Origin of the sequence: Geobacter sp. OR-1, from assembly GCF_000813145.1 — a bacterium.
GTDB lineage: Bacteria > Desulfobacterota > Desulfuromonadia > Geobacterales > DSM-12255 > Geoanaerobacter.
The window spans coordinates 1-13,334 of sequence record NZ_BAZF01000036.1 but is presented as its reverse complement, the minus strand read 5'-3'; the positions used below and the strand labels follow the sequence as shown (position 1 = coordinate 13,334).

15 protein-coding genes are annotated in these 13,334 nt (G+C 52.0%); 5 read left to right on the top strand and 10 right to left on the bottom strand.

The window, feature by feature from the left end; all coding sequences use genetic code 11:
- Window positions 1-356 precede the first annotated feature (356 nt).
- Complete coding sequence (locus OR1_RS20035; protein WP_041974813.1) at window positions 357-1,127, top strand: substrate-binding domain-containing protein; 771 nt, start codon at window positions 357-359, stop codon at window positions 1,125-1,127.
- Window positions 1,128-1,276: 149 nt separating this feature from the next.
- Here the strand turns inward: OR1_RS20035 and OR1_RS20030 are convergent, their stop codons facing one another.
- The 10 genes from OR1_RS20030 to OR1_RS19985 form a co-directional block, all read right to left on the bottom strand.
- The gene (locus tag OR1_RS20030; protein ID WP_041974812.1) at window positions 1,277-3,511 is read right to left on the bottom strand and encodes an ATP-binding protein; all 2,235 of its coding nucleotides are present in this window, start codon (window positions 3,509-3,511) and stop codon (window positions 1,277-1,279) included.
- A gap of 123 nt (window positions 3,512-3,634) precedes the next feature.
- A complete protein-coding gene (gene ubiB, locus OR1_RS20025) occupies window positions 3,635-5,320 on the bottom strand; it encodes a 2-polyprenylphenol 6-hydroxylase (RefSeq protein ID WP_041974810.1) in 1,686 nt (561 codons plus the stop codon).
- Between the two features lie 21 nt (window positions 5,321-5,341).
- Window positions 5,342-5,632, bottom strand: coding sequence for a phasin family protein (locus tag OR1_RS20020; protein WP_041974808.1), 291 nt, complete (start codon window positions 5,630-5,632; stop codon window positions 5,342-5,344).
- An 84-nt stretch (window positions 5,633-5,716) separates the two neighbouring features.
- Window positions 5,717-5,929, bottom strand: coding sequence for a DUF2905 domain-containing protein (locus OR1_RS20015; protein WP_041974806.1), 213 nt, complete (start codon window positions 5,927-5,929; stop codon window positions 5,717-5,719).
- On the bottom strand, window positions 5,929-6,459 hold the full coding sequence (locus OR1_RS20010) for an epoxyqueuosine reductase QueH (RefSeq protein WP_041974804.1): 531 nt from the start codon (window positions 6,457-6,459) through the stop codon (window positions 5,929-5,931). The genes OR1_RS20015 and OR1_RS20010 overlap by 1 nt, the downstream gene beginning before the upstream one ends.
- Entirely contained in the window at window positions 6,460-7,188 is a 729-nt protein-coding gene (locus OR1_RS20005) for a DnaA ATPase domain-containing protein (protein WP_041974802.1), read from the bottom strand.
- A gap of 1 nt (window position 7,189) precedes the next feature.
- On the bottom strand, window positions 7,190-8,206 hold the full coding sequence (ruvB, locus tag OR1_RS20000) for a Holliday junction branch migration DNA helicase RuvB (protein WP_041974800.1): 1,017 nt from the start codon (window positions 8,204-8,206) through the stop codon (window positions 7,190-7,192).
- Window positions 8,207-8,223: 17 nt separating this feature from the next.
- Window positions 8,224-8,823: a Holliday junction branch migration protein RuvA gene (ruvA, locus tag OR1_RS19995; protein ID WP_041974798.1), complete on the bottom strand. Its 600-nt coding sequence runs from the start codon at window positions 8,821-8,823 to the stop codon at window positions 8,224-8,226.
- Window positions 8,820-9,311, bottom strand: a complete 492-nt coding sequence (gene ruvC, locus OR1_RS19990; RefSeq protein WP_041974796.1) for a crossover junction endodeoxyribonuclease RuvC — start codon at window positions 9,309-9,311, stop codon at window positions 8,820-8,822. The genes ruvA and ruvC overlap by 4 nt, the downstream gene beginning before the upstream one ends.
- Window positions 9,312-9,354: 43 nt before the next feature.
- Entirely contained in the window at window positions 9,355-10,098 is a 744-nt protein-coding gene (locus OR1_RS19985; protein WP_041974794.1) for a YebC/PmpR family DNA-binding transcriptional regulator, read from the bottom strand.
- Window positions 10,099-10,316: 218 nt separating this feature from the next.
- On the opposite strand from OR1_RS19985, the gene OR1_RS19980 reads away from it, so the two are divergent.
- The 4 genes from OR1_RS19980 to OR1_RS19965 all read left to right on the top strand — a co-directional run.
- Window positions 10,317-10,643, top strand: coding sequence for a hypothetical protein (locus OR1_RS19980; RefSeq protein WP_152609988.1), 327 nt, complete (start codon window positions 10,317-10,319; stop codon window positions 10,641-10,643).
- Window positions 10,644-11,115: 472 nt separating this feature from the next.
- Window positions 11,116-11,886 (top strand): IclR family transcriptional regulator, encoded by a 771-nt coding sequence (locus OR1_RS19975; protein WP_041974792.1) that lies wholly within the window; start codon window positions 11,116-11,118, stop codon window positions 11,884-11,886.
- 130 nt (window positions 11,887-12,016) lie between these two features.
- Entirely contained in the window at window positions 12,017-12,325 is a 309-nt protein-coding gene (locus OR1_RS19970) for a DUF485 domain-containing protein (protein WP_041974790.1), read from the top strand.
- A gap of 15 nt (window positions 12,326-12,340) precedes the next feature.
- A partial coding sequence (locus OR1_RS19965) for a cation acetate symporter (RefSeq protein WP_160295286.1) occupies window positions 12,341-13,334 on the top strand: 994 nt, incomplete at its 3' end.

The window sequence follows — 13,334 nt, the reverse complement described above, 5'->3', positions numbered from 1 at the left end:
CTTAAGAGCCAGTTGCCCTCTGTGGTAGCTGGCTCTTTGCTTTCTTACGCCACGCTACTTTGAATGAGTCGGGGCGGTTTACGTTTAGTTTCGGTCTCCCATTACATCTTTTCTGATGTCGTTTTTTCAAACGTAGGTAGGCAAAACCTCTGATAGTTCGATCCTCCCGCCCAAATCTATCTCAATTAAATTAGATTTATTACATTACATAATTGACGGTATATTGCCAAGTGATATCCTTTTCACGCTAGGAGCAGTACCTTACAGTTCCATATAAATGTGAGTAGCTCGATACACTCACCGAACTGACCAGTCCTGAGACGTGGGTATGTTATCTAAATGAAAAGGAGATCCGTATGAAGACAGCGGTTCAAAAAGCATTCATGGCAGTTGCCTTAATCGCTCTTTACGTAGCGTCGGCATGGGGGAACGATGTCATCAAAGTTGGAGCAGGAGCAGGTGCGCCAACTGAAAACATCCTCAAGCCAATCAAGGAGCCGTTTGAGAAAGCCACCGGAATGCAGCTCTCCATTGTCTCTGCCGGCGTCAAAGCGGCACTTCTGGACCTTGATGCCGATACCATTGATGCCGCTGCCGCAGGCATGGCTTTTCCTGATTGGATGAATTTTATGAAAAAAGAGGGCGCCGAGGTTAAGGATACCTCGAAATATCTCCCTGTTGTCCTGGGAAAAGACCGGATCGCTGTGATTATCAATAAGGAAAATCCGGTTGCCAAGCTCTCCAAAGAACAACTGCAGAAGATTTTCAGCGGTGAAGTCGAAAACTGGAAGGCTGTCGGTGGGGGCGACATGCCGATACTCGTTTGCTGGGGCCAACTCCAGCAAGGGACGAACAACACCTTCATCAAGCAGATCATGGATGGCAAGGCCGTCACCAAGGATGTCCTGGCGGTATCCTCGGCTCACGAAGTTCATAATGCTGTTGTCGCTAATCCATCTGCTATCGGCTTCGGCCCCGGAGGGATTGTCAACGAGACGATATCGGCGCCGGCGATTCCGGATATTTCCAGGGATATCACCCTTGTTACAAAGGGTAAGCCCACGCCCAAGGTTCAGAAGCTAATTGATTTCATTCTCGGGGAAGGGAAAAAATATATACGCCAGTAACTCAAAGCTCGACCTAAAATACTGCACGGATAGCTGTCAGAGAGTAGGTCAGGCCCGGATCATAAACGCCGCGCTTCTGAAATGGACGGGGTGTTTTACGGTTCGGGGTTTTTATTGCCAAGGGCTAGTTCAGTGTATTGATAAACGAACTAACCGAAGACGACTGGCAGTTCAATAATGAATTTTGTGCCCTTTGGCGAATTATCCTTAACCCTTATGAAGCCGTTGTGATCAGATATTATCGTGTTCACAATAGCAAGTCCAAGGCCGGTTCCCGATTTCTTAGTGGAAAAATATGGCTCAAACAGCCGGTCGCGGTCCTCTGGAGTGATGCCGTGCCCGGTATCGGCGACGGTGCATACCGCGATGTTCAGATCCCTGTTATAGCTGCTCTCCAGATGGATTTCCCCTGAATCTCCGACCGCAGTCACCGCATTGTCCAAGAGATTGATGAAAACGCGCTTGATCTGATCGCGATCAAACAGGAACAACGGTAATGTCTGGTCCTGCTTGAATGAAAAAGTAATGGCCTTGTGCGCCTGGTCATATAGTGTGATCGCCTCGGTTATCAGGTCGTTCAGATTGTTGCTGGCCGGATGCGAAGCCGGCATGCGGGCAAAGCTGGAAAATTCGTTCACCAGGGTCTTCAACTCGTCAACGGATTTGATTATCATCTGGGTACATTCGTCGAAAATGGTTTCATTATCACTGAAACGGTCCAGATAGCGTTTGCGGAGCCTCTGTGCCGAAAGCTGGATCGGTGTGAGCGGGTTTTTGATTTCATGGGCGATTCTTCGGGCTACCTCGCGCCATGCTGCCATCCGCTGCGCCTTGATAAGCTGGGTCATGTCGTCGAACACGACAACCGTGCCGATGAATTCGTCATTGTCATCACGCAGGATCGAAAGGCTGATCAACAATGTGATCTGCCCCTCGCTCAACGGTATTGTGACTTGTTTGCGCACCCCGCCTTTTTTGGATACGACCAGGTCACGAAGCATTTCCTTCACAATGTCGAGATAGACCGGTTTCAGAATTTCCCGGAAATTTTTGCCCGTGATAGCTGCCGAATCGATATTCAGGAGTCGTTGGGCAGACTTGTTGATTGTTGTGATGTTCCCTTCCTTGTCAACCGAAATGACGCCGGCAGTAACGTTTCTGAGCACGGTTTCCATATACAGGCGTCTTTGGTCCAGCTCCTGGTTGCTCCTTATCACTTCATCCGTTGTCGTTCTCAGCTGCTGCTGGTTGACCCGCAGATCGTCGGTCATCTTGTTGAATGCGTCAATCAGCATCCCGATTTCATCGTTACGCACCTCGCCCAGATGGACATTAAGGTTTCCTTCCGCGACCTCACGGGTTGCCCGAGCCAATTCCTGGATGGGATTAGTCAGGTTTTTCGCCAGATAGATGCCGAACCAGACCGCGAGAAATACGATGACCATGGTTATCAGGAACAGGGTGAGGATATACCCTGTGGTGATCGGATTTTTCAGGATCTTTAGTTGTCTGAATTCATTGTAGGATGTGGTTATTTCCTTCATTTTGCTGACCAGAGAGTAGGGCACGTAATAATTTACCACCACAACTCCAACCACATCTCTTTGATTCCAGGTGGAGTAAACAGGAACTATCCCGCGGATAAGGTCAGCCTTGCCGACGGCATTGATTCGGGTGAGTTCCTTACCTTGTAACCCAACGCTGATATCTTCCGACGATGGGTTGGTGAATTCCCCCACGGGCAGACGGCTGTTGGTTGCACGCGACAGCTCCTCTCTCTGAGCCGAATAAACCTCGACCACACCGAGGTTGTATTCCTTCTGTTTGTTGCGGATAAGCTCTTTGAGCAGCGGCAGATTCTCATCATTCAGCAGCTTTCGCTGTCGAATCTGGGAGCTGATCTGCTTGGCATAATACAGGGCATTGGCTGCCGAGTTCTTATAATAGGTTTGGGCGACCTCCATCGATTCATTCAAGGAGGTCTCGACCTGGGTATTGAACCAGTTTTGAATGCTGTTGGTGATAAATCCGGCTGATACGAAAAACAGCATCATGGTCGGAACAAGCGACAGGCCAACAAAGGCAATGACCAGCTTGGTCCGCAATTTTGCGCCCAAAATATTCTGTTTGCGCTCCACGAAAAGCTTGGCAACATTACGTACCAGCAGATAAACAAGAAGTATTATCAGCAGGATTACAATATTGATAATGCCGAAGATCAGGATGTTGCTGCTAAACGGCGCATCGGAACTTAATTTTGAAAGATGGATCTCGGAATAGGTAAACGCAATTATGAGCAATAACGAACAGATTATTATAAGCCATTCCCGTTTCCTTTTACGCCGTTCGGTTGTCGGGATTGGATTGCTGGCCTGTTCCGGCATGATGTCTCCATAACGTTCAAGTAGATGGCTATTTATAGATCATCAACTAAGCAGGAATAAAGAAAAAACTGAATTGCCTGGGAATTGGTGCTGTGAAGTGGAGTGATTGACGCGGTAAGCCTGTCACAGCCTGCCGGAGCGGATGATGGCGATCAGCCATAGGAACCCGATCATCCCTGCAATCGAGTATCCCATAAAGGCAAAGAGCGGGAACCCCATCAGTTTCGGGCCCTTGTCGATTTGCATGACAATGGATGACCCTACGATCAGTGCGGCAATGATCATGCTGGAGGAAAGACGGTTGATGGATTTGTCCAGTTCGACAATCAGCCGGTCCAAGCCGCGGTGCTCAAGATTTATTTTGAAATTATTACGGTTTATCCTGGCAATGAGGCTTCTTATGTCTCTGGGAATGGTGCGGGCAAGTTTGAAATAAGGCCTGATATTCTCCTTGATGAACGCCTCGATGTTGTGCGGCGATACCCGGGAAGTGATGGCCCGTTCGATGAACGGGCGCAGGTGCTCGACCATTTCAAAACCAGGGTCCAGTTCCCGCCCCATCCCTTCGATGGTAATCAAGGTTTTTGAAAGCAGCATCAGGTCAGCCTGCAGCTTTATCTGGTGGGTGGTGGCAATTTCTATGAACTCGGAAAACATCCTGCCGACTTCAATTTCCCGAAGCGGTATCTCGTAATAGCTGTCAAGGAATTCGGAAAGATCTCGGCGCAGATGCCTTGTGTTCAATGAGTCGGAGATGTCGCCGGATTGCAGCAGGAGGTCGATTACTTCATCAACATCCTTTTTGATGATCGCGATGAGGACGTCCAGGAGATAGTTCTTGAGCTGTTCGTCAAGCCTGCCGACCATGCCGTAATCAAGAAGACAGATGACGTTGCCGGGCATGATGAAGACGTTCCCGGGATGGGGGTCACCATGGAAAAAGCCGTCTTCCAGAACCATTTTTATGATTGCGTTTGAGCCTCTGCGGGCAATTTCCTGCAGGTTCATGCCTGCGTTGACAAGCGCCTCATGATCCGAGACCTTGATTCCGTCAATGAATTCAAGGGTAATTATGCCGCGCGAGGATGCATTCCAGTAGACTTTGGGGAAATACATCGTCTGGTCGCCGGCGAAGTTAGCGGCGATTTTTTCAATAGTATGGCCTTCCCTCGTGAAATCCATCTCGCGACGAATGGTCCGGGCAAACTCCCTCACCAGTGCGACCGGCTCGTACACATCTTTGTTGGAAATATGTCGCTCAATAAGCTGGGCCAGCCAGAACAGCGAATCGATATCCGTTTCGACCTGATCCTCGATATTGGGGCGCCTGACTTTGATCACAACGCTTTCGCCGGTCAGCATGGTAGCCCTGTGGACCTGGGCTATTGAGGCGGCCGCAATCGGTTCAATGTCGAAATCGGAGAACAGCTCTTCAATTTCTCCTTTCAGTTCACGTCGAATCTGCTCCCGGACCTCGTCAATACCAAAAGGGGGCACCATGTCCTGAAGCTTCGCGAATTCGTCGACAAACTGTTTCGGGATAATGTCGGGACGCGTGGAAAGGATCTGGCCGAGCTTTATGAACGTCGGCCCGAGTTCTTCCAGTGCCAGCCGCATCCTCTCCGCAGGGGACAGGGCGGCGATCTTGACCTCAGCCTGCCTCAGAAGTCGTCGCCCTCTGGCTACCCTGCTCGGAATGTTGAGATATTCCAGAAGATGGTCGAATCCGTACTTGAAGAGTATACGAATAATCTGCCGGTACCGTCTGATGGTCCTGATATTACGATTTAGCTGGATAATGTTAAGCATATTGGTGCGGTAGGTTCTCCCTTACTGGCGGTTCTCCAGCTCTTCGATCCGCTTCAGCAGCTTATCGTAATCTTCACGCGAAACCAGGCCAATTTTATCGACGACCTTCTTGACCTCCTGCTCGGCCAGGTCGCTAACCTTTTGCCTGCTCTCCTTCGCCATGGTCTGCATCTTATCCAGAAACGCCTTCCCCTCTTCCTCGCTTACCTTGTATTTTTCTTTCAGATCCTTGACAAATTCTTCTCCCATCTTCTGTGTCATGGCAATTGCTCCAAGCCCGGACAAAAACGCCTTCTCGAAAATTTCAAACATGGCTCTCTCCTTTCATATGTGATGATCCGCAGATAAAAAGGTAACAGGAAATATGGCAAAGACAAGGTTAAGAGTCTTTGCCGGCTATTTTCTGAACAACCAGAGGATGAGGGAGAGGATGACCGAGATGATAATGCTTGTTGCCAGGGGGAAATAAAAGGTGAAGTTTTCGCGTTTGATAAAGATGTCGCCGGGAAGGCGGCCGATCCAGGGAATCTTGCCGGCAATGGTAAGCAGGACGCCTACTAGGGCAATTAACAGGCCAACGATTATCAGGGATTTCCCCAGCCCCGGCATCATGGTTTCCAGTACCGTTCCTTTTCAGAGTAAATGCAGCCGCAGTACTGCTGGCGGTATAGCCCCAACTCCTTGGATATCCTGATTCCATCCTGCCAGCCGCGCCGGTAGTCGTCATAATGGAAGGCAATGCCGTGCTGCTCGGCAAGCCGTTCTCCGGTCTGCCGGATCTCGTCGTGCCGCTGGTAGCGGCTGTAAAGGAGGGAGGATGTGAAAGCATCAAAACCCTCTTCTGCTGCGGTGCGGGCGGCAACTTCGAGCCTGGATGCATAGCAGTAGCTGCATCGTTTTTCCGGTTCCCGGGCCACACTGGCCAGGAACTCCTCCAGCCGGTACTCATCCCGGATGATGCAGTCAAGGTCGGTTGAGCGGGCATATTCCCTTACCGTATCGAGACGGCGGCGGTATTCCTGATAAGGGTGAATGTTGTGGTTGAAAAAGAAGCCGGTTACCTCATGCCCCTCTGCCCGAAGCGTCTGAAGCGGTACGATCGAACAAGGGGCGCAGCAGATGTGGAGAAGGATCTTCATTTATTGGCAGCCCCTGCCGCTCAACACCTCGGCTGCCAGGCGCGGGGTCACCTTGCGGGCCGTGGCGAGGGCATGTCTGATGATCCGGTCCAGGGTTTCGATGAGAGTAGGGATGTCCCTTGGTAGCTGGCGAAGCAGAGATTCGCACACATCGTCGGGGATAATGACCTGGCGGTCTGCAGCCAGTTTTTTCATGATCATCTGCCTTGATTCATCGTCCGATACATCGACTCGTGCCACAAGTCCCCATAATAACCGGGACGCCAGGTGGTCATCCAGGTTGGCAAGCTCCTTCGGTGGGTTAATCCCGGTGGTGATTATCGGTTTGCTCATGCCATGAAAGTCGTTGAAAAGCTGCCAGACAGCACCCTTCATGGTCTGGTCAGACGGTGCCAGGTGGATGTCGTCGATGAGGAGTGCCGGGGCCTCCTGAAAACGTCTCTGCAGCAGGGCGGCAATGGCGCCGGATGCCATCCCCGGGGTCTCTTTGAAAGAGAATACGGGAGATGATGAAGCGGTATCCAACTGCGCCCCGATTGCCGCGGCACAAGCTTCCAGGAGGTGGGTTTTGCCGGAACCGGCTGGCCCGTGCAGATACAGCAGGTTCTCTTCCGCATCCGCGGAAACCAGCCGCTGGGAAAAACGGAATGCCGTCTCGTTGCCGCTGCAGACGACAAAGTTCGCAAAGCCATAATGAGGTTTGATTGGGAAGTCGAGAATGAGTTGCATCTCAGAACAGGCTCCCTTGAGGTGTTGCAGGCGCCGGGCGGCCGAAGTGGAGGAATGCTGCCGGTGTTGCGACCCGTCCGCGGGGCGTTCGGTTGAGGAACCCTTGCTGGATGAGAAACGGTTCAATAACGTCCTCGATGGTGCCGCTTTCTTCGCATACGGCTGCTGACAGGGTATCCAGACCTACCGGGCCACCTCCGAACTTGTCGATAATGGTCAGCAGTATGGTTCGATCCATGTGGTCGAACCCCATCTGGTCGACCTCCAGAAGCGCCAGGGCATCATCCACCACAGGCATGGAAATTACGCCGTCACTTTTTACCTGGGCGAAGTCCCGGACTCTCCGCAGCAGGCGGTTGGCTATCCTTGGGGTTCCCCGGCAACGTCGGGCAAGCTCCAGCGCCCCTTCGGGCACTATCTGTATGTCGAGGATCCTGGCCGACCGGGTCACAATGGTGGCAAGTTCTTCCTGGGTGTAGAACTCAAGGCGTGATATGACACCGAATCGATCCCGAAGCGGAGAAGAGAGGAGGCCCGCCCTGGTGGTGGCGCCGACAAGGGTGAACTTGGGAAGGTCCAGCTTGATCGTCCGGGCACTCGGACCCTGACCGATGATGATATCGAGCTGGAAATCTTCCATGGCTGGGTAGAGGATTTCTTCAACCACGTGGGAGAGTCGGTGGATCTCGTCTATGAACAGGACGTCGTGGGGTTCCAGGTTGGTGAGAATGGCGGCCAGGTCGCCGGGGCGTTCAATCACCGGGCCGGATGTGGACTTTATGTTGACTCCCATTTCGCATGCAATGATGTTGGCCAGGGTGGTCTTTCCCAGGCCGGGCGGGCCGTACAGAAGGACATGATCAAGCGCCTCACCCCGTTTTCTGGCAGCATCGATAAACACGCGCAGGTTCCCCTTCGCCTTTTCCTGGCCGATATATTCGGCAAGTGCTTTCGGGCGGAGTGTTGTCTCGACAAAGAGGTCGTCTTCGGTTATGTCGGGGGTTATCAGTCGATCCATAGATTTCAGGGGGTGCCTTACTTCATGAGCTGCTTTAGCGCCAGCTTCAGAACGGTTTCCATTGTTGCGCCGTCAGGGGGGGCGAGGTCCCCCAATACCTTGTTTACCTGTGCTTCCTTGTAACCGAGGTTTATTAGTGCCGATGAGACGTCATCGCGAATCCCTGCGCCAGGAGTAACTGTTAATCCGCTCGCGCGGTGTGCAGTTATGTCAAGTTTTGCCGTTTTATCCTTCAGCTCAAGGATCAGCCGCTCGGCAGTCTTTTTGCCGATGCCAGGGATTGAGGAAAGCCTGGCAATGTCCCCGCGGGTCAGGGCCGAGGCCAGATCCCCAACCTGGCAGTTGGAGAGGATATCGCGCGCCAGCTTGGGGCCTACGCCGGAAACCGTGAGCAGCAGCTGGAAAAAGGATTTTTCGGTTGCGGAGCGGAAGCCGTAAAGGTTTATGGCATCCTCTTTCACATTGGTGTGGATATGAAGGGTTGCCTTCTCACCTTCATCAGGGAGCTCGAAATAGGTGGAAAACGGTATCTGGACGCGGTATCCGACCCCGCCGACATCCAGGATAACCAGGTCCGGCTCCTTGTGGGCAATGATGCCGGTAAGAAGGGCAATCATCGGATTTTACCCGCATTGCGGAGCGCAACCGAGTTGGCGTGGCAGATTGCGACCGCCAGGGCATCGGAAGCATCGGCCTGGGCGATTTCCGGAAGATTGAGGAGGATTTTCACCATCTGCTGTACCTGTTCCTTAGCTGCCTTGCCATGCCCGACCACTGCCTGCTTGACCTGAAGAGCGGTGTATTCGGCAACCGGAAGCCCGGCATTGACTCCGGCTACAATCGCGGCGCCACGCGCCTGTCCAAGCTTCAGGGCACTCTGGACGTTGTTCGAGAAAAAGATCTGTTCAATCGCCATTGCGTCAGGTTGGTAACGCTCGATCACTTCGGAAAGCCCGGTATATATCTTCTGCAGACGCAGCGGAAACTCGCCGGATGTATCAGTGAAGATTGCACCGTTGTCAACGTGGAGCAGACGGTTCCCAAGCTTCTGGATAATCCCGTATCCGGTGATGCGCGAGCCTGGGTCGATGCCTAAGACTTTCATATGTAGGGGTCCGAAAAAGGGCGGATCTGAGTCCGCCCGGAGGTTACATCATCTTTTCCATCTCTTCGGAAGAAATATCGAAGTTTGCGTAAACGTTCTGAACGTCGTCATTATCTTCCAGTCGATCCATCATCTTGAGCATGCTCTCGGCAGCCTTCCCCTCCAGCTTGATCATGGTTTGGGGGATCATCGTGACTTCGGCGGACTCATGCTTGAAACCGGCCTTTTCGAGCGCTTCGCGAACCTCCATAAAAGCGGCAGGGTCTGTCAGCACTTCAAACTGCTCGTCTTCCTCGACGACATCGTCTGCACCGGCTTCCAGGGCGCATTCGAAGAGCTTCTCAAAGTCAGTGGTTTTGCCGTAGGTGATCAGCCCCTTCTTGTCGAATATCCAGGAAACGCAGCCGGTTTCACCCATGTTGCCGTTGCACTTGGTAAAAATGCTGCGAACATCCGATACTGTCCGGTTACGATTGTCGGTCATCACCTCTACCAGCACTGCCACTCCGCTAGGTCCGTATCCTTCGTAAGTGATCTCCTCGTAGGTGACCCCTTCCATCCCGCCAGTACCTTTCTTGATTGCCCGCTCGATATTGTCCTTGGGCATGTTCTCGCCCTTAGCCTTATCAATAGCAGTGCGAAGTCGCGGATTTGCGCCCGGGTCACCACCGCCTAGCTTGGCAGCAACGGAGATTTCCTTTATGATCTTGGTGAAAATTTTGCCCCTTTTGGCATCGGCAGCACCTTTTTTGTGTTTTATGGTGCTCCATTTATTATGGCCCGACATGTTCTGCTCCTTACAAAAAATACAAGAATTTCAAGGAAATCTTGAGTTAAAATCGCAAAATATTAGCACGGGTAAAACGCCCTTGTAAAGACAGAAAAAAACGTTAAACTGTATTCCCGAAAAGGAGTTGCTCAATGGATTGCCAGTCAAGCATGTGCAGGCAAAGGGTGCGGTTAATGGTTATCTCGACGGTGAAAAGATTGGGGGCATCCATTTTTTTGAGTGCATTACTGGTCTTGCCACTGTCCGGGTGCGCCACGGTCAGGCCTTTGTCGGAACTTTACCCGCCAATCATGGACCAGGATGAACTAAGCAGGCCCTACGTCAAGATTGCAGTAATTGAGTGCAGCAGTGAGCGTATGGGGAATATGGAGGCGATCTCCCGTCAGGATTATGATTGGGCTCATAACGAACTGCGTGAGAGGGCCTATCGGCTGGGGGCAGACGCGGTCGTTCTGCCGGAGGTCCGGATTGAACGGGACACATTCTTGTTCTTTCCTTCGAGTCTGATTAAAGTCAAGGGAGTTGCCATAAAATTTCGCTGATTTTTCCCCGCCTCCTTACCGGAGCATTTTGTAGCCATTTCTCTTTGTTTATCCCTTCTCCTTAGCCAACCAATAGAAAATATGTTTTGCCGGATGTCGCTTTACGTTTTGCGATATTAGGTTAAAATATTTTCAGCTGTTTAAAATGCCGAAAATCAATCATGTCAAAAGGTTCTGCCGAAATGGCGCTTTAGATGTATTTTACTCCTTTAAAAAAGCCTGGTTAGGCGAAGTTCTTCCCGGTTTTGCTCATAAGTTCATAAACTATGTTCTAATGCGATAGTTGGAGATATTGAAAAATCTTGTTGATTCCGTGTTGGTGTATAACATATCAAAATTACATTAAATATTTGGTTGTTGTTTTTTGAAATAAAAATACCCTTGACACAAATAAAACGACGTGCTAAAAAAATTTCAAAACTGAATTGGGATTTGTAAAACAGGCATTGAATAATTTGTAAACAAGGGTGCCATGACAAGAGAAAAAAGTACATATTCTGTCCAGACCGTGGAAAAGGCCCTTGATCTTCTGGATGCTCTTGCCGATGAGGTTCCGCCCGCGACCCTGCCCAATCTTTCCGGGCGTCTCGGGTTGAGCCGGAACAAAGTTTTCCGGTTGTTGGCCACTCTGGAGAGCCGTGGTCTGGTTGAGCGTGAAGAGGGGAGCGGGGTTTACCGGCTTGGTGTCAGCTCGGTTGCTCTGGCTCAACGTTTTATCAATAGCGCCAGTATCATTAAGCATGCCCATCCGGTAATGGAAGAGCTGGTCAGAAAGCATGACGAGGCAGTCTATCTGACAGTCTTGCTCGGGGATGAGGTTCTTTTCCTGGACATGGTTGATTGCTGGCAGAATGTAAAGACAACTCCCATGGTTGGGAAAAAATTTCCGTTTTTTACCAATGCTGCCGGCAAGGTGCTTAAGGCCCTTGAGTCTCAGGAAATTCTCGAAAGGCTCTTTAAAAGGCGCGGCAGAAGAAAAGACCTGCCGGATATGGAGATGTTGGGCTCTGAACTTACTGCAATCAGGGAAAAAGGGGTTGCGGTTGAGCAGGGGGGGCTTGGCGAGGGCGTTGTGACGGTTGCCGTTACCATCCGCGATTACGCGGGCAAGGTAATCGGCGCGCTTGCCATGCTCGGCCCGTCATTCAGGATGTTGTCCGACCGGATTGAGAACGAAATTATCCCTTCGTTGCAGGAAGGGGCAGAAGTGTTGTCGATGAAGTTCGGTTATGCACCGATTTAACATACTGGAAGCAGCGGGAATACAATAAATCGGAAAGGAGGCGAGAGCAGGAAACACAATTTTTTGGGAATGCATGGAACGGGACGCCGTTCCATAGTGCTTTGACCTTACCAAGAAAGGAGTAACTACCATGGCAGAAAAGCAATACGATTGGGCCGCAATAGCGAAGAACCCAAAATTCATCGAACTGCATCGCAAAAAGACGGTGTTCCTGTTCGGCTGGTGGATTTTTTCCACTGTTTATTATTTCCTCCTCCCAATAGGGGCCGCATACGCTCCTGGTCTGTTCAAGATCAAGATGATCGGAGTAATAAACTTCGGTTACGTTTTTGCGCTCTCGCAATTTTTCGTTTCCTGGGGGCTTGCCCACTATTACGCCCATGTGGCCAACAAAGACTTTGACCGGCTCACCCGTGAGCTGGTTGATGAGCTCAAGTAAAGGAGGAGGACCATTATGATCAAGAAGACTATAATCGCAGCAGCTCTGGCCCTCTCCCTGGGCTCCATCGCATTTGCAGAGCCGGCCAAGGCTCCGGCTCCGGCAGCAGCCCCGACAGCAGCAGCGCCCGCAGCAACTGCCCCTGCGGCTCCTGGAGCCCCGGCAGCAGTAGCGCCCGCAGCCGCTCCGATGCAGAGCCAGGCCGCTCCGGCCCCTGCAGCCCCAGTAGAAAAGAAGACCATCAAGGCCAACAAGACCATCACCATCGGCATGTTCCTGGTCATCATCGCCATCACCATGTCAGTTGTTGTCTGGGCCGCCAAGCGGACCAAGACTGCGGCCGACTTCTATGCCGCGGGCGGCGGGATTACCGGCACCCAGAACGGCTGGGCGATTGCCGGCGACTACATGTCAGCCGCATCGTTCCTCGGTATTTCCGGGATGATCTCCCTTTACGGGTATGACGGGTTCATGTACTCGGTCGGCTGGCTGGTGGCATACATCACCGTGCTCCTGATCGTTGCCGAGCCGTGCCGGAACGCCGGCAAGTACACCCTGGGAGACATTCTCTCCTTCCGTACCGAGCCCAAGCCGGTGCGCGCCGTGGCCGCAATCTCGACAGTTGCCGTGTCCACCTTCTACCTCACCGCCCAGATGGTCGGTGCCGGCAAGCTGATGGCTCTTCTGGTCGGCATTCCGTACAAGACCGCCATCATCGGCGTCGGTATCCTGATGATCGGCTACGTCGTTTTCGGCGGCATGACTGCCACCACCTGGGTTCAGATCATCAAGGCCGGTCTCCTCATGTCAGGTGCATTCCTCCTCTCCGTTCTGGTCGGGATGAAGGCCGGTATGAACCCGATTCAGTTTTTCTCCGACATCGTCAACAGCCCGAACATCCAGGACCATGTGGCCAAGCTGGTGCTGAAAGACGGTGTGATCCTTTCCGGCACTGATGCCGGGCAACGGTTCCTTGAGCCTGCGCTCTTCATGAAGGCACCGCTCGATC

What these genes read in the sequence shown, in the direction of transcription:
- OR1_RS20035 (WP_041974813.1), top strand. Translation starts at nt 357, where the DNA reads ATGAAGACAGCGGTTCAAAAAGCATTCATGGCAGTTGCCTTAATCGCT.
- OR1_RS20030 (WP_041974812.1), bottom strand. Translation starts at nt 3,511, where the DNA reads ATGCCGGAACAGGCCAGCAATCCAATCCCGACAACCGAACGGCGTAAA.
- ubiB (WP_041974810.1), bottom strand. Translation starts at nt 5,320, where the DNA reads ATGCTTAACATTATCCAGCTAAATCGTAATATCAGGACCATCAGACGG.
- OR1_RS20020 (WP_041974808.1), bottom strand. Translation starts at nt 5,632, where the DNA reads ATGTTTGAAATTTTCGAGAAGGCGTTTTTGTCCGGGCTTGGAGCAATT.
- OR1_RS20015 (WP_041974806.1), bottom strand. Translation starts at nt 5,929, where the DNA reads ATGCCGGGGCTGGGGAAATCCCTGATAATCGTTGGCCTGTTAATTGCC.
- OR1_RS20010 (WP_041974804.1), bottom strand. Translation starts at nt 6,459, where the DNA reads ATGAAGATCCTTCTCCACATCTGCTGCGCCCCTTGTTCGATCGTACCG.
- OR1_RS20005 (WP_041974802.1), bottom strand. Translation starts at nt 7,188, where the DNA reads ATGCAACTCATTCTCGACTTCCCAATCAAACCTCATTATGGCTTTGCG.
- ruvB (WP_041974800.1), bottom strand. Translation starts at nt 8,206, where the DNA reads ATGGATCGACTGATAACCCCCGACATAACCGAAGACGACCTCTTTGTC.
- ruvA (WP_041974798.1), bottom strand. Translation starts at nt 8,823, where the DNA reads ATGATTGCCCTTCTTACCGGCATCATTGCCCACAAGGAGCCGGACCTG.
- ruvC (WP_041974796.1), bottom strand. Translation starts at nt 9,311, where the DNA reads ATGAAAGTCTTAGGCATCGACCCAGGCTCGCGCATCACCGGATACGGG.
- OR1_RS19985 (WP_041974794.1), bottom strand. Translation starts at nt 10,098, where the DNA reads ATGTCGGGCCATAATAAATGGAGCACCATAAAACACAAAAAAGGTGCT.
- OR1_RS19975 (WP_041974792.1), top strand. Translation starts at nt 11,116, where the DNA reads ATGACAAGAGAAAAAAGTACATATTCTGTCCAGACCGTGGAAAAGGCC.
- OR1_RS19970 (WP_041974790.1), top strand. Translation starts at nt 12,017, where the DNA reads ATGGCAGAAAAGCAATACGATTGGGCCGCAATAGCGAAGAACCCAAAA.